The sequence below is a fragment of the Chryseobacterium sp. D764 genome, from assembly GCF_019317325.1.
Classification (GTDB): Bacteria; Bacteroidota; Bacteroidia; order Flavobacteriales; family Weeksellaceae; genus Chryseobacterium.
On the sequence record NZ_CP079219.1, the window covers coordinates 800,849 to 816,528 of the forward strand.

Annotated in this window: 18 protein-coding genes; 10 read left to right on the forward strand and 8 right to left on the reverse strand. The window is 36.3% G+C overall.

What is annotated here, in order from left to right; all coding sequences use genetic code 11:
- Window positions 1-23: 23 nt before the first annotated feature.
- The 4 genes from KYG33_RS03540 to KYG33_RS03555 form a co-directional block, all read right to left on the reverse strand.
- Complete coding sequence (locus KYG33_RS03540) at window positions 24-1,091, reverse strand: SDR family oxidoreductase (RefSeq protein WP_219072679.1); 1,068 nt, start codon at window positions 1,089-1,091, stop codon at window positions 24-26.
- Window positions 1,092-1,177: 86 nt separating this feature from the next.
- Complete coding sequence (locus KYG33_RS03545; RefSeq protein ID WP_077417430.1) at window positions 1,178-1,762, reverse strand: Crp/Fnr family transcriptional regulator; 585 nt, start codon at window positions 1,760-1,762, stop codon at window positions 1,178-1,180.
- A 48-nt stretch (window positions 1,763-1,810) separates the two neighbouring features.
- On the reverse strand, window positions 1,811-2,257 hold the full coding sequence (locus KYG33_RS03550) for a PPC domain-containing DNA-binding protein (protein ID WP_077417428.1): 447 nt from the start codon (window positions 2,255-2,257) through the stop codon (window positions 1,811-1,813).
- Between the two features lie 11 nt (window positions 2,258-2,268).
- Complete coding sequence (locus tag KYG33_RS03555) at window positions 2,269-3,114, reverse strand: NAD(P)-dependent oxidoreductase (RefSeq protein ID WP_228408842.1); 846 nt, start codon at window positions 3,112-3,114, stop codon at window positions 2,269-2,271.
- Window positions 3,115-3,335: 221 nt separating this feature from the next.
- On the opposite strand from KYG33_RS03555, the gene KYG33_RS03560 reads away from it, so the two are divergent.
- The gene (locus KYG33_RS03560; RefSeq protein WP_077417424.1) at window positions 3,336-3,962 is read left to right on the forward strand and encodes a chloramphenicol acetyltransferase; all 627 of its coding nucleotides are present in this window, start codon (window positions 3,336-3,338) and stop codon (window positions 3,960-3,962) included.
- 78 nt (window positions 3,963-4,040) lie between these two features.
- Here the strand turns inward: KYG33_RS03560 and KYG33_RS03565 are convergent, their stop codons facing one another.
- Complete coding sequence (locus KYG33_RS03565; RefSeq protein ID WP_077417422.1) at window positions 4,041-4,634, reverse strand: Crp/Fnr family transcriptional regulator; 594 nt, start codon at window positions 4,632-4,634, stop codon at window positions 4,041-4,043.
- 544 nt (window positions 4,635-5,178) lie between these two features.
- Here KYG33_RS03565 and KYG33_RS03570 point away from each other — a divergent pair.
- Window positions 5,179-5,520 carry a helix-turn-helix transcriptional regulator gene (locus tag KYG33_RS03570; RefSeq protein ID WP_077417421.1) on the forward strand — a complete coding sequence of 114 codons (342 nt, stop codon included), beginning with the start codon at window positions 5,179-5,181 and terminating at the stop codon, window positions 5,518-5,520.
- A 14-nt stretch (window positions 5,521-5,534) separates the two neighbouring features.
- Here the strand turns inward: KYG33_RS03570 and KYG33_RS03575 are convergent, their stop codons facing one another.
- Window positions 5,535-6,266: an MBL fold metallo-hydrolase gene (locus tag KYG33_RS03575; protein WP_180563735.1), complete on the reverse strand. Its 732-nt coding sequence runs from the start codon at window positions 6,264-6,266 to the stop codon at window positions 5,535-5,537.
- A gap of 255 nt (window positions 6,267-6,521) precedes the next feature.
- Between KYG33_RS03575 and KYG33_RS03580 the strand changes: the two genes are divergently transcribed.
- Window positions 6,522-7,718, forward strand: coding sequence for an MFS transporter (locus tag KYG33_RS03580; protein WP_219072680.1), 1,197 nt, complete (start codon window positions 6,522-6,524; stop codon window positions 7,716-7,718).
- Between the two features lie 93 nt (window positions 7,719-7,811).
- Here the strand turns inward: KYG33_RS03580 and KYG33_RS03585 are convergent, their stop codons facing one another.
- Entirely contained in the window at window positions 7,812-8,189 is a 378-nt protein-coding gene (locus KYG33_RS03585; RefSeq protein ID WP_180563737.1) for a winged helix-turn-helix transcriptional regulator, read from the reverse strand.
- 155 nt (window positions 8,190-8,344) lie between these two features.
- Between KYG33_RS03585 and KYG33_RS03590 the strand changes: the two genes are divergently transcribed.
- The 7 genes from KYG33_RS03590 (at window position 8,345) to KYG33_RS03620 (ending at window position 14,046) form a co-directional block, all read left to right on the forward strand.
- Window positions 8,345-9,289 carry an alpha/beta hydrolase gene (locus tag KYG33_RS03590; RefSeq protein WP_257468908.1) on the forward strand — a complete coding sequence of 315 codons (945 nt, stop codon included), beginning with the start codon at window positions 8,345-8,347 and terminating at the stop codon, window positions 9,287-9,289.
- The gene (locus KYG33_RS03595; protein ID WP_219072681.1) at window positions 9,289-10,455 is read left to right on the forward strand and encodes an MFS transporter; all 1,167 of its coding nucleotides are present in this window, start codon (window positions 9,289-9,291) and stop codon (window positions 10,453-10,455) included. The genes KYG33_RS03590 and KYG33_RS03595 overlap by 1 nt, the downstream gene beginning before the upstream one ends.
- A gap of 74 nt (window positions 10,456-10,529) precedes the next feature.
- Window positions 10,530-11,231 carry a DsbA family oxidoreductase gene (locus tag KYG33_RS03600; RefSeq protein WP_180563739.1) on the forward strand — a complete coding sequence of 234 codons (702 nt, stop codon included), beginning with the start codon at window positions 10,530-10,532 and terminating at the stop codon, window positions 11,229-11,231.
- A gap of 110 nt (window positions 11,232-11,341) precedes the next feature.
- Window positions 11,342-11,923 carry a nucleosidase gene (locus KYG33_RS03605; RefSeq protein ID WP_180563740.1) on the forward strand — a complete coding sequence of 194 codons (582 nt, stop codon included), beginning with the start codon at window positions 11,342-11,344 and terminating at the stop codon, window positions 11,921-11,923.
- A gap of 17 nt (window positions 11,924-11,940) precedes the next feature.
- Complete coding sequence (locus KYG33_RS03610; protein ID WP_219072682.1) at window positions 11,941-12,462, forward strand: GNAT family N-acetyltransferase; 522 nt, start codon at window positions 11,941-11,943, stop codon at window positions 12,460-12,462.
- Window positions 12,463-12,529: 67 nt separating this feature from the next.
- The gene (locus tag KYG33_RS03615; RefSeq protein WP_077417410.1) at window positions 12,530-13,105 is read left to right on the forward strand and encodes a Crp/Fnr family transcriptional regulator; all 576 of its coding nucleotides are present in this window, start codon (window positions 12,530-12,532) and stop codon (window positions 13,103-13,105) included.
- A 128-nt stretch (window positions 13,106-13,233) separates the two neighbouring features.
- On the forward strand, window positions 13,234-14,046 hold the full coding sequence (locus tag KYG33_RS03620; RefSeq protein WP_219072683.1) for an alpha/beta hydrolase: 813 nt from the start codon (window positions 13,234-13,236) through the stop codon (window positions 14,044-14,046).
- Window positions 14,047-14,374: 328 nt separating this feature from the next.
- On the opposite strand, the gene KYG33_RS03625 is transcribed toward KYG33_RS03620, so the two are convergent.
- The gene (locus tag KYG33_RS03625; protein ID WP_219072684.1) at window positions 14,375-15,472 is read right to left on the reverse strand and encodes a TauD/TfdA family dioxygenase; all 1,098 of its coding nucleotides are present in this window, start codon (window positions 15,470-15,472) and stop codon (window positions 14,375-14,377) included.
- Window positions 15,473-15,680 lie beyond the last annotated feature (208 nt).

The window sequence follows — 15,680 nt, forward strand, 5'->3', positions numbered from 1 at the left end:
ATGTTTTCCAACAATAATTTCTATTAAGGAATCATATTTTCAGCTTTTAATCTTTTAAAGACATCTGTAAAAGAATCTTCTGTACTGGTATAAGCTGTGAAACCAAGTTTTCTGCTTTTTGACATATCACACATCACTTCCAGAGGTCTCCCCAGATCCAGATCGGTATGCCATGCCGAAGAGAGACGGTTGAGATTTTTTTCTTTCAGATTGTATTTTTCTGCAATTGCAGTCCAGATTTCGTGGTCGTTTTCCAGTTCTTTTTCCAGAGGTTTTATCGTACCGTCAAAACCTTCAGCTTCTACACCAAACCAATCTGCCATCCTTTTCCATAACCATTTCCACCGGAAGACATCTCCATTGGTGATATTGAATGCCTGGTTCTTGGCCGATTCTGTGGTGGAAGCCCAAACCAATTGCTTAGCCAGAACTCTTGCGTCTGTTACATCCGAAACGCCATTCCATTGTGCCTCAGATCCCGGCCAGATAAATTTTCGTCCTGTTTCCTTACAGATGCTGGCATACACAGCCAATGTGGTCCCGATATTCATCAGATTTCCCACGGCGTATCCAACAACCGTGTGTGGTCTGTGAATGCTCCATGTGAAGCCATCTCTTTCGGAAGCTTTGTACACTTCATCCTCCTGTGCATAATAAAAATTGGGAAGAGGAAGCCTTGGATGTTCTTCTCTGACAGGAGTTTCCGGTAAAACTCCTTTTTTAGCATAAGCCTCAAATGGGCCCAGATAATGTTTAAGTCCTGTAACCAGAGCCACATGTTTCACTGATTTTTTAGCAGATAAAACATTTAACAGATTTCTTACAAGCATACTGTTGACACGGATATTTTCCTCTTCAGTATCATTACGCATCCATGTGGTAAAGTAAATATGAGTAGGAGAGATTCCTTCCAGGGCTTCAGCAAGATTCTGTTCATTCATCAGGTCTGCCTTAACAGGATGAAGGCTCTGGATATTGGAGGTTGGATTTCTGGACAATCCATATGTTGTCCAGCTTTGAGCGATCAGTTCCTCAGCGAGGTTACTTCCTGTAATTCCGGTAGCGCCTACTACCAATGCAATATTTTCCATAAGTATTATAAAATTTCTTGTACAAAATTATGGATGATAAGAGGCTTTTATCCTTGATTTGGATCATGCATTCGGGTTGATCTGGATCAAGTGTTGTTTAAAGAATTCTTTTTACGGATTCTGCTTACGGTTTCAGGAGCAAGACCAAGATAAGAGGCGATAAGATTGTGAGGTACTCTTTTGATCATTTCAGGGTTCTTTTGTGCCAGTTGAAGATATTTTTCTTCAGCAGTATAACCGTTGGAAACAATGAGTCTGTAATCTTTTGTAACGAGGCTGTTCTGATATAAAATTCTGAAATAACGATCCATCACAGGAATTTGCAACAGCATTTTTTCATAATTTTCCAAGGTGATCATCAATACTTCTGTTTCCTCAACAGCATCAATATTCAGTACCGATTTTTCCTGATTGATAAAACTGTTGAAGTCTGAGATCCACCAGCCTTCAAAGGCAAACATATTGATGTGTTCATTTCCTTTTTCATCCGGAAAATAAGATTTTAACAGACCTTTGCTTACAAAAGACAACGATTTGCAGATATCTCCTTCCTGAAGAAGATATTGTTTTCTACGAAGTTTTTTAAGGGTAAAGAAAGTCTGAACCTGATTTTTCTGTTCGTCAGTAATATCAACTTTATTCTCGATATGGGAAAGCAGAACCTCAAACATCAAATAAATATTTTATCAAAAATACCACTTTCAACTGCAACTGGAGCTTTATTTTTCAAAATCATAGAGATTGATTCCTATTTCTTCATTTTTAATTTTCACGACTCTTGTATCCAGCGGATATATAATGAATTCCGCTGCTCCCTGGATTTTTGCCTCTAAAAGATGTCCGGCCAAAGCGGTATAATCTTCTCTTCCCAACGTAATGTGAAGGTGTAGAGTCGGTTTTCCTTCTATCTCAGAGATATTTCCGGAGATATTGGTGACTTCCATCTGTTCTTTAAAAGTCTTATCCACATATTTTTTGGTTGAAGGATTAAAAAAACGAAGTGTTGCTTCACTTACAGCTCCTATTCCTGTAACTTCTCCTGCCAGAATATTTTGGCTTTGAATAAAGTCCGTTAAAGCTTCTGCAATATTAGAACGGTTGTCAAGACTAACGATGTAGATATGATCCACTTTTCTTGCAGACCAATGGTTTCCTTTGTAATTCATGATCTCCTTATTTATCCTATTGTTTTTAAATAATTGATGATCCCGATAACATCATCCTGACCAAAGCCTTTGTCGTGTGCATTTTGATAGGTTTGAATCAAAGCTTCGGATAAAGGATAATCAGCGCCTGCATTTTTAGCAAGAAGAATATCTTTCAGCATCAGATCAAGAGCAAATGCCGGAGCATATTGGTCTGCTATTAATAAAGATGTTTTTACTTTGGTAGCACTGCTTCCACTGGCACTTTCATTGATTATTTCCAGCATATCAGACCTTTCAATGCCTAATTTTCCGGCCAGTAAAACAGTTTCTGCCAGTCCCTGATAAATGGTGGAAAGAAAATAATTGATAGATAGTTTTCCTGCGATTCCTTTTCCGTTTTCACCCAAATGTTTCACAGATTTCCCCATTTTCAACAGATAGGGCATAGCGCGCTGGATGTCTTTTTCTTCACCTCCAGCCATAATGATTAGCGTCCCTTCTTGTGCAGGTTGAGTACTTCCTGCTACAGGAGCATCAATAAAGGAAGCTTCTTTTATTTTCAAGGCAGCTGCAGTTTCTTTTGAGGCTTCCGGGGAAATAGTACTCATATCTATAAAGAGTTTTCCTTGAATATCTAAAGAAAGAATTTCCTCATATACGGCTTTTACAGCACTGTCGTTGGTCAGCATTGTGAATATAATATCGTTGTTTTGTACCAGATCTTTAATTTGGGTATAGACTGAAGACTTCTCTTCAAAATCCCTGGCTTTTTCAGAAGTTCTGTTGTAAACCGAAAGTGGAAATCCTGCTTTTTCAATATTCTTTGCCATAGGGTGGCCCATATTTCCTAGTCCGATGAACCCGATTTTTTCCATTGTTATATTTTTATGTAGTTATTAATTAAGTTTTATGTTGTGAAGCTCCTGAATGAAAAGGAGTTATCTGAAGATATACAAGTTAGATTGTAAAATACGTGTATTTTGCAGCAAAATATCTACCAAATAGCTGATTTACCAAATTAAGTTTTAATTATATTTTTATGTATAAGCTTTTAAAACCGGATAAACTTTCAGAAATTTGCAGCAAATAAGAATCAATGAAGATTGTAGATATAGAGAACTGGAACAGAAAAGAGCATTTTGAATTTTTTTCTAAAATGGCAAGCCCTTATTTTGGATTTACAACAGAGGTAGACTGTACAAAAGCGTATGACACAGCGAAAGAAAAAGGATATTCTTTTTTTGCCTACTATTTTCACAAGTCTATGGTCGCAATTAATACTGTGAATGAATTAAAACTGAGAATTATCGATGGTCAGGTAATACAGTTTGATACGGTTCATGCCGGCAGTACGATTGGAAGACCGGATGGGACTTTCGGATTTTCATTTACTCCTTTCTCAGAAGATTTTGAAACCTTCAATGAAACGCTACAGGAGGAAATAAAAGGAGTGCATCAGACTTCAGGATTAAGATTAAGCAATGGAAGACTGGGAAAAGACCACGTAAGACACACGACTATTCCATGGAATTCCTTCAGTGCTATATTACACCCTACAGATTTTAATACTACAGAATCAGTCCCTAAAATTGCTTTTGGAAGATTCAATATCCGTGACGGCAGAAAGTATCTTCCAGTTTCTATTGAAGCCCATCACGGATTGGCTGATGGTCTTCATCTTGCCAAATATCTGGAGGAATTTCAAAGACAGCTTGATCAGTAGAGGATTATAGAGTTTGAAGAAAATAATACATATATTGTTCAACAAATAATTAAAGCCGGATCTCTCCGGCTTTTACTTTTAATAATAAATCTTTCGTTTTTCTATTTTCACAATCTGGTCTTTCTCCATCTGCTTTATGGTCCGTATAACTGTTTCTACACGTAATCCGGTGAGTGATGCCAGCTGCTGGCGGGTAAGAGGAATCTGGAAAGAATAAAGCGTTTTATCTTCATGATAACTTTTCAGGTAATCCATCAGCAGTTTTAGTTTACCAACGGGATTTTGGAAAGAAAGATTATACAGCATGATATATTTGTAATACATTCTTTCAGCAAGACATTCGTAAATATTGAGTGAAATTTCAGGGTTACTTTTGATCAGGTCCAAAAAATTCTGCTTCGACATTTTGTAAATAACGGAATCTTCTATCGCTACAGCATTCATAGGATAAGGCCGGTCTACAAACAGTAGAGATTCACCAAAGCTGTGGCCGTCTGAGAATATATTCTGAATAAACTCTTTGCCGTCTTCCGTATAATTATTGAGTTTAATTTTCCCTTTTTTAATCTGATAATAATGGGATGGGAGCTCTTCTTCATGAAAGATTATCTCGCCTGTATGATAAGTTCTGGTTTCCACTCCAAAAGAAATTAATAAACTATCAATAATCATAGTTGTGATTTTATTTATAAAATAAAGGAACATCAATTTTATTGATTTCTCTTATCATGTGGTACCATTCACATACCACATATATTCATTTTTTACACATGCATAGCCCGGAAAACATTGACTGAGATCATAAAAAGTAAAGGCAATAACCCACTACATTTACATCCCACCAAAAATTAATGCGTAAATAAAGGGAAACAGGCTGATAAAAGCAGTTAAGATATTTTTGTTTAAAATATAACGTGGTATCTATGTGGTACGCGGTTTTTATAAAATTTTAATCATTTTTTCTTTCTTTGCCAGTATAAAAATGTAATAAAATTCATAGGTGTGATTTTTTTAACACAATCATTCAATAAATACAAACCATACGTTATGAATTGTTGTATTATAGTAATGAAAACCAATAAAATTTTGAATACATAAAAATTATTTTGTTCCCGATATTAAATTAGCAAAAACCATATTGAGCAGAGAAAAAAATGACTTTGTACAGATTCACAAAAGATGTGGTATCTGAAATGCGTAGAGATGAGAAAGTATTATGAAAAATAGAAAAACTGAACCCAATTTAGAGGATTTGAAACAGAAAATTCTTGTACAAGACGAAATTATGGCCCTGGCCAAAGCAAATTCCCCTCGTCTGCTGAATAAATTCAGACTGGTTCATCCTGATTTTTTTAAAAAGTTATCTGCTATACAGCCAGCCCTTAAAAATTCTGAACTGATCTTTTGTATTTATCTTAAGCTCAATATGACCACTAAGGAAATTGCAACCTGTATTTTTGTAACACCCAAAGCGATACAAAACAGAAAAAACAGGATCAGAAAAAAACTCAACATTCCTTCTGAATTTGATATTTATAAATGGTTTAATGAAATTTAAACCATTTTTTTTATTTAAATTTCTATTACCGCTTTATCCAGATCATGATAGAGAAGAATTTTCCAACGGCTTTCTCTTGCTTCCTTTTCCCATTTAAGGCGTAATTCCATGGCTTTTCTGCCATCGAAATCACTTTTATAGGCTACATGGTATTTTAAATAAGAGGCCTGCGGAAGATCATCAGCCCCATAGAAAACAGTTTCTCCATTTTGCCTGATCCAGAAAACCTGCATAAAAGGAGTGTGTCCTCCTGCCACTTCATAGGAAATCTCATCTGTGATTTGTCCCTTGTCTTCATTCATCCAGATAATATTGGGAAGCTGAATCAGCTGTTCCAAAATAGTAAAATCAAAAGAAGGATTACCTTTCTTTTCCATGGCAAAATCCAGTTCACGTTTCTGTATATAAATCTGGGCATTCGGAAAAGTGGCTTCAAAACCATTATCAGTAGCGGTTACTGCACCTTCAATATGATCTTTGTGAAGATGGGACAGCAATAGCTTTGTGATTTGATCAGGATGAATATTTTCTCTTTCCAGAATTTCTGAAATAACAGTTGCTCCGGACTCATTTTTCCAGCCAATTCCGGCATCCAAAAGAATATAATCATTTTCAGTGATGATAAGAAAAGGCTGTACAGACATTTTGATTCCACCAACTTTATCAAAATTTTCTTCTGTTAAAAGAGTGAAGTCTTTGGTTTTGCTTGCTGAGAAATTGCCTTCTTTGAGCGGAATGATTTTCATGCTGCAAATTTCCTTAATATTTCTAACATTCAAAAGGTTTTCCATCGATATATATCATCAATAAAAACAATCATACAGACAGGGTGTTGAAATCATTCTACTTACCGCAGAATCCTGTATTATTCTTAGAAATGTAAAGACACAGGAAGAATAATTTCTTTTTTTAATGATTATCTTTGATCTCTTAAAAATCTGACGGATGCATTATGATCTGCCGTCAGACCCCTTTCAATTCAAATAAAAACTTTATACGTAATGCAGGAGAGTTCTTCCCAAGGTATTTCCCGGACTGTTATCTGGCTTATGGCCGTTATTTCCGGACTGGTAGTTGCCAACAATTATTATAATCAGCCTTTACTGGCACTTATTTCAGAAGAGCTGCATGTTTCTGAGAGCGCAGCAAGTAAAATTTCTGTACTTACTCAGATCGGTTATGCATTGGGACTGTTGCTGATTGTCCCGTTGGGTGATAAGTTTTTCCGTAAGAAATTGATTTTAATAGACTTGTTTCTTGTTTTTGGATCCCTTTTGTGGATGACCTTTGCCACTCAATTGTGGATGCTGTATGCTGCCAGTCTGCTGATTGGAGCTACATCGGTTATTCCACAACTGTTTGTTCCTATTGCAGCAGAACTTTCATCAGATAAAGAAAAATCGGCCAATATCGGATTGGTAATGTCCGGACTGTTACTGGGAATTCTTCTTTCCCGTTTTGTAGGAGGTATAGTAGGTGAAGTCTGGGGCTGGCGAGCGATGTTTGGTATTGCGGCAGGACTTATGATCCTGGTATGGCTGGCTGTATATAAAATGCTTCCTGAGCTTTCACCTAATTTTAAAGGAACTTACAAAGAGTTGATGCGTTCTGTTGCTCAACTTGCCAGAACACAACCCGTTCTTCAGCTGGCATCTTTCCGCGGGGCAATGGCATTTGGGTCTATGTGTGCATTGTTTACAACTTTGGTTTTTCACATGGAGAAACCACCTTTTAATGCCGGATCATCTGTTGTAGGAAGTTTTGGATTAGCAGGAGCTGTAGGTGCTTTAGCTGCCGCAAAAGTGGGAAAGCTTCAAAAATATCTGGATATTAACCGCATTATATTATATTCTTTATTGATCGTTATCGGAAGCTGGGGCTTTACTTATTTTGCCGGAGAAACCTATTGGGGACTCATTGTAGGAGTAATTCTTGTAGACCTTGGGGTGCAGTCCAGCCATATTATGAACCAGACCAATTATTTTCTGATCAAATCAAATGCTGTAAACAGACTGAATACAGTGTATATGGTGTCTTATTTCATCGGAGGCTCACTCGGAACCTGGCTGGCATCCGTTGCATGGCAAAAGGCTCAATGGAGCGGCGTATGTCTTGTAGGAACGGTATTTGGGGTATTGGCTTTGATCGCTCATATTTTGTTTTCAAAAAGGGTAAATAGAGCAAACGCAGAGATGTAATTGTTATATTTCTAAGACGTTTAAGGATCGGGATTTTATCTTTGATAAAATCCCGATCCTTTTATTTTCAAACCTATTTAATTTCGAAATCTCTTATTCTTCAATTGTTTCCAGTGCAAGCATCATTTCCCTATGCTTTCCTCCCCATTCATCAAGCTGTTTCCATATAGGGATCAGCTCCCGGGCAATATCTGTAAGCTCATAATCTACTCTTGGAGGAACTTCTGCATAAACAGTCCTTTTTACTAAGTTTTCTTTTTCCAATTCTCTCAGCTGTAGGGTAAGCATTCTTTCCGTTATTCCTGAAATAGAGTTCCTAAGTTCGCTGAAACGTAATTTTCCGTCTTTTAGTTTGTTTAAAATAATCAGTTTCCATCGGCCTCCGATTTTACATACAGCATAGCTCAGGTCACATCCTTGTATATACTGTCTGTTGATATTATTCGTCGAATTTTCTTTTAGCTTTCCCATTACTTACAAATTTGTTAGTACCATACATTTAGCTGTATACAGTGCAAATGTAAGGTTTGAGATTTAATTTTGCACGTAGAAAGCAGAAAATATGCGGCAGTAAGGAACAATAGCGCTCACGTTCCCTGCAAAAACAATAGTAACTTAAATAAAAAATGAAAATGCAGTTAACCTCTAATATAACACAGATTTTAAATCATTTAGAAAAAATACAACCTTTCAATTCACAGGATTCTTTAGACGGAGCCCGTAAATACCTTGAAACAATGTCTCTTCAGCTTAGTGGTAAGAAAGAATCCGTTTCAATGATCGAAGAATTGGATATCCAACAGGAAAACCATCAGATTCCCATTCGGATTTACCGTCCTAACGGAAAGGATGTTCAGAATTCATCGGCTATTATTTATATTCACGGAGGCTGGTTTATAGCTGGAGGATACGAAACCCATGATGCGGTAGTCCGTAAACTGGCTAATAAAACCGGATCTGTGGTTATTTTTATAGATTACCGTCTTGCTCCGGAACATCCTTTTCCAGCGGGCTTAAACGATTCTCTTGACGGTATAAAGTGGGTAATAGCCAATGCAGAATCTTTAGGAATAGATCCTGACAAAATAGGAATTATAGGAGACAGTGCCGGCGGAGCATTGGCTACTGCTGTTTCTACCCAAATGGGCAAACATTTGAAATTTCAGGTGTTAATTTATCCTGCAGCCGATAATCAGCTTAGTTCAAAATCATGGGAAACGTATGAAAACGGACCGGTTCTTAATAAACAGGGGGGTATAGAAGCATGGGACTGGTATCTTCCCAACGAAGAAAAAGATAATCCTTTGGCGATTCCTGTCTTAATACAAGATTTTAAAGAAACTCCACCTACTTTAGTCATTCTTGCAGAACATGATCCTTTGCTTGATGACGGAAAACAGCTTTCTGAAAATATGAAAAATGCAGGCGTTGCACTTACAACAAGTTTCTACAAAGACATGGTTCACGGATTTATGCATATGGGAGAAATTCTGGAAGAAGTAGAGTCTGCCGTAAGTGAAATGGCTGCTTTTGCTCATCAAAATTTAAATTCTGTTGGAGAAAAAGTATAATGAAAAAATACGCATACATTGGATGTCTGGGGTTTATAGCCGTTATTACAACAGAATTTGGGGTCATCGGAATTCTTCCACAAGTTGCAGAACATTATAAAATCAGTATAGACAAAGCGGGGTATCTGTTGAGTGCTTTTGCATTAATTATCGCTCTTACAGGACCTTTCATGACCTTACTTACCTCAGGTTTTGATCGTAAAAAAATAATGCTTACAGCCATTTTCATGTTTCTGATAACAGGATTTGTGTCTTCTTTTTCACCTCCTTTCTGGCTACTGATGCTGGTTAGGATTTTACCGGCATTTCTCCAGCCTGTATATATTGCAACAGCGTTATCTGTGGCCGTCTCCCAGGCTGATGACCGGAAAAAAAATGAACTGATGGGAATTGTATTTAATGGAGTTGCCATTGCTATGGTTACAACGGTTCCTTTTGCCACATGGATTGCGGGGCTTTGGTCCTGGGAGTACTCATTTATGATACAGACTGCAGTAAGTCTGATTGCTTTAGCAGTCATTTACTTTCTTCTTCCTGCGATGCCTGTAAAAGAGAAAAAATCTTATGGAAATCAGGTCAGAATCCTGAAGCAGCTTCCATTTATTCTGAGTACACTGGCTAACTTTTTCATGATTACCGCATGGTTTTCTACCTACAGCTATTTTGCAGATTATCTGAATAAAGCCAAAGGGATGGATACTTCAATGGTAAGCTATATGCTTTTGTTATTTGGAATTATTGGAGTGATAGCTAATGGAATTGCCGGGAAAATGCTTAATAGAAATGTGGCAGGAACTACCGCTATCTTTCTTTCCGGAACCATTCTGGTACCCATTCTTCTCTATTTTTCTGATGGAAATTTATGGGCAACGATTGCCGTTATCGGAATCTGGGGATTTCTGTATTCACCTAGCTTTCTGAATGCATCTACCTATATGATCTCTTCAGCACCGGAATCACTGGAATTTGCTAATAGTCTTGCCACATCGTTCGGAAATCTGGGTGTGACAGTGGGAACTACAATCGGAGGATGGATAATCGTTACAAAAGGAGTAGAGTATATTCCATGGATAGGTGTTGTTTTCGGGCTTCTTGCATTTCTGATGATGATCTTAAGAGGGATATTCGAAAAGCGCAGCCAGGTATTGTCCAGCTGTCAGAATTAAACTGTAATAATTTTTGTTACATTAAATAAAATACATTACCTTTGTTCTATTAATTTGAATTAAAATTAAATACAATGAAAATAGAAATCTGGTCGGACGTAATGTGTCCGTTTTGTTATATCGGAAAAAATAATTTTGAACAGGCTTTAAACAAGCTGCCTTTCAAAGATGAAGTAGAAGTGGAGTGGAAAAGTTTTCAGCTGGATCCAACTTTAGATCAAAAAAAAACTCAGGATACTATTCAATATTTTAGAGAAAAGAAAGGAGTTCCTGAAGCTCAGGCTACACAAATGCTTAGTCAGGTTACCCAGATGGGAAAAGAAGCCGGAATTGATTTTGATTTTGGAAAAACTCTGATTACCAATACTTTCAGTGCCCACAAATTGCTTCATTTGGCTAAAAAGCACAATAAGTCCAATGAAATGGAAGAGGCATTATTTATCGCTCATTTTATTGACGGAAAAAATGTAGGAGATACTGAAGTTTTGGTTGCTCTTGCAGAAAATTTAGGAATTGATAAAGAGGAGGCAAAACAGGCGGTTACAACAGATAATTTGGATTATGAAGTCAATCAGGATATTCAGGAAGCAAGAAACAATGGGGTTTCCGGAGTTCCTTTCTTTGTTCTGAATGGTAAATATGCAGTTTCCGGAGCTCAGCCTGTAGAAGCGTTTGAAAATGCACTTCAGCAGACTTACAAAGAAACCGTAAGTCCATTTAAGGATCTTTCCGGTGGCAGCGGAGCTTCCTGTGATGCTGACGGATGCAGTATTTAAGATAACAGAACCCCAAAACAAATAAATTGTTTTGGGGTTTTTAATCTAATATATTAGAAGAAACGTATCTTTGTAATGCAGTGCCACAGCTGTATAAATCTGATTTCTCAATGATAAAAATTAACAACGAAACTCACTATTCAATTGATGACACCCTTTTTGTTTTTGCATTGGATTCTGAAGCAGGAACCGTATTTAATGACAAAAATAAATTAATTACAGGCATCGGAAAGGTAAACGCCGCCATCGAATTAACCAAAGAAATTCACGCAAGAAAACCTAAACTGATTGTAAATTTAGGTTCTGCAGGAAGTAAAGGATTTCACAAGGGAGAAGTAGTATGCTGTACAAAGTTCATCCAAAGGGATATGGATGTAAGAGGACTTGGATTTAAATTGTATGAAACCCCTCTATCCGGAGTTCCGCCTGTATTGGAATATGGTCTTAAAATGGATACTTTGAAAGAAGGAATTTGCGGCAGTGGTGACAGTTTTGAAATGAACCACTCCGAAACCGATTATAATATTGTAGACATGGAAGCCTATCCACTGGCATTGATTGCTCAAAAGGAAAAGATCCCGTTTCTATGCCTGAAATATATTTCTGATGATGCCGGAAGTGACGCTGCAGACGATTGGAGCGTACAGGTACATCTGGCTTCTGAAGCTTTTAAGAAAATTCTTTTCTCATAACATTTATTCTTACGATCATGAGTTCAATTATCATAAACAAAGCGGTGGCTGAAGACTTAGAAACTTTACAAAGCTTAGGAATTCAGACCTTCTCAGAAACATTCGCTGAAGATAACACAGAAGAGGCTATGAAAAAGTATCTGGAAGAAAGCTTTAATACTGAAAAGATAAAATCTGAGTTGAATAATCCTGACTCCTCTTTCTATATTGCCTGGGAAGAAGACAATCCGGTAGGTTACCTGAAAGTCAATTCCGGCAAAGCGCAGACAGAACTTCAGGACGAAACCAGCCTGGAAATTGAAAGAATCTATGTGAAGAAAAGCCATCACGGGAAAAAAGTAGGACAGCTTCTTTATAATCAGGCTTTAGATACTGCTCAGCAACTTAAAAAAACTTATCTGTGGCTGGGTGTATGGGAAGAAAATCTGAGAGCTTTACATTTCTACAGAAAAAACGGATTCGTTGAATTTGATAAACACATTTTCAGACTTGGAGAAGAAGAACAGACTGATCTGATGATGAAAAAAACATTGGATTAAACCTTTTTTGCCCACAGATAGCACAAATTTTCAAAGATAATTGCGTGTTAGGATAAAATATTACCAAATGAACATTTCAGAATTTGTAAAGCATATCAATCAGTATTATCCTTTATCCAAAGAAACGATTCAGGATTTACTGGATATCTGTACGGAAGAATACTATCACAAAAATGATCTTCTGCTGGAATCCGGTTCTATGGCAAGGTATTATTATTTTATCAAATCAGGATTGATAGGGTATTATACAGTAGATGAACAGGGAAATAATATTTATAAAATTTTCTTTGAAGAAAACAGTTTTGCAGCTTCTACAGCCGCCATTATAAAAAATGAACCGAGCGATTTCAATATTATTGCACTGGAAGACTGTTCAGTGATACAATATCCTGCAAAAGCCTATCGTGAACTACTTGAAAAGCATCATGATCTGGCTCTTTTTCATATGTATTATCTGGAAAAAAACTGGGTAGTGAAAAAAGAACCTTTGGAAGTTTCCCTGAAATACGAAACTGCAAAAAAAAGATATTTACAGTTATTTGAAAATAAATCATTGTATAACAGATTAAAACAGCATCATATTGCTTCTTATCTTGGAATAACGCCTACACAGCTTAGCCGGATCAAGAAGGATTTAAATTAAAAAGCTTCAACATATGTTGAGGCTTTTTTTCTTTTTCTGTTGCAATTTTGTTTTATCATAAGATCATTGGTACATTATATGTTTTATAATAAAAACCTTTGATTATCATTAATTAAACCTTTTTTAACATGAAGAAGCTCATCAAAATTGTATTTGTGCTGGCTGCATTTATCCCATTATCAGCACAAAAAATTATTCATCAGGAAATTTTCAGTCCGAAAATGAATAAAAAAATCAAAACAGTTATCATTACACCCAATCTTCAGCCTAATATGAAGTATCCGTCTGTCTATATTCTTCATGGTTTCAGCGGTAATCCGGACAGAATTATGAAACAGGATATTCCTGATCTGGTTAAAAAAGCTCAGGAATTGAAAACAATCTATGTACTTCCGGATGGAAATTACAGTTCGTGGTATGTAGACAGCCCGGTTGTTAAGGATTCTCAATATCAGACTTTTATCGGAAAAGAACTGGTAGAATTTATTGATAAAAATTATCCTGTGAAATCTGAGAAAAAATTCCGGGGAATTATGGGATGGAGTATGGGCGGCTATGGGGCAGCCAATATTGGAGTTACTTATAATAAGACATTTGGTATTGTAGGAAGTTCTTGTGGAGCTCTGGATTTCAATTCGTTTGGGGAAGGATATCAGAAATATATGGTGAATAAAGTTCTGGGGCCACTGGAATCGATCAATCCCATTTTTCTTACTGACAGCAAAATAAAATTAATGACCGAGGCTGGACAGCAATATATTTTCGATTGCGGTACAGAAGACACTCAAATGATCAACATGAACAGAAATTTTCATAAAAAACTGACAGAAATGAAGATCCAGCATCTCTATACCGAATCTTTGGGAGGCCATGTTCCAGAATATTGGAGCAGATCATTGTCTGAGCAATTGTCTTTATTTGATAGATTTTTTAAACAGTAATTGTCACAAAAAAGCAGTTTAAACTTTTACATTAATTATTTTTAACCACAAAAGACACAAAAGTTTTTAATACTTAAATTTTTAGAGCCAATTTTTATGCATAATAAGTACACCTAAGTTTTGCGAAAATCTTTGATTTTCATCTTAATGTGAGCCTTTCTACAGCATTATTTTACTTACTTAATTAAACTAAATTGTTTTAATATAGAAGCTTTTGTGACTTTTGTGGTTTTGTAAAGTTTTTAAAATTTATAAAAAATCCTTTTTGAGCCAGGCCCAAAAAGGATTTACGATTGATTGATGTTCAAAATGCTAACTAACCAGCATATTAAAATTGTTGAAAGTTTTTACCCAAATGCTCTTCTATAACGAAGAACGGATCTTCCGTAAGGGTATGAGCTCTCATATCAATAAGGCTCACTTTACTCATCATACGAAGCATAATTCTTCTCTCACACGGATATTCTATTCCGTCAATATTTCTTACTCCTGCCCGGAAAGCAGATCTTCCGTGAGCACATAAGTGATTATTAACCAGAATAACATCACCTGCCTGAGGTGTAAATCCCGAATAAATCAAGTGTCTGGCTTCTTCCCAGAACTCATGCAGTGTACTTTGCGCTTCATCCGATTGTCTTATGCTGGAATTGAAAAGCTGTTCCGCAGCATCAAATCGCATAAACGGAAGACTATAATTTCCATACAAAACAGAATCTAATGTCTCTTCTTCACTATTTCCCGTTTCCAGGTTGGCATCTTTCGGGATTTTATAAATACGATCAAAAAGAGGTCTGTAATTTTCACCGATAGACTCATGAGAGCGGATTGAGTAAAGAGTAGAAGGAACCTGTTCTTCATTTCTCACATACATAAAGCTTAAATAATCAGCCTGATGTTTCAGAAAAGCATCTTCGGTATGTACGTACAAATCTGTTGAAGATCCCGATCCTGTCTGTGTTTCTTTCATCTTTTCATCAGGAATGATGGCATGGATCAATCCACCTCCTTTACGCTGTGAATAATATTGTACAGGCTTTGATGGCAGCGCTCCATGAATAAGAGCACACGCAAAACCATATAAATTAAATTTTGAATAATCTGCCGACTGCCAATTGGAAGGCGTAGAACCTATATTCTCCTGATCTATATCCATTAATCCGGTAAAGATCAATGCACCATATTGATTTTTTGAAAAGTCACTTGCAAAATCAGCCGCTAAATTTAAAATTCTCTCTGGTAAAAAATATGACGCCAGCTGATGTACATGCTTAATAAAATCACGGTTTTCATATGTTTCATACTTTTTCTGAAGATGGAGTGCCGCATCTTTTATCATTCTTCTCTCCTGTGAGGTGACCTCTATGACCGTAGGAAGCAGTTTTACCACTGTTGAACAGTCTTTATCTAAAATTTCTGTAGAATTCATTAAAAAAAAATTTGGTGTTAACTAATAATTTTTATATTTGTTTTTAATTATTCTAAATAACAATAACCGAGTCAAATTTATGAATAATTACTCAACCACCAAACAAAATTTAAAAAAAATGTAAAAAATAAAAACCTGACTATCAGATATATATAATCGTATATCAAAAAAACCACAACAACTCACAGATTTAAAAAATCACATTACA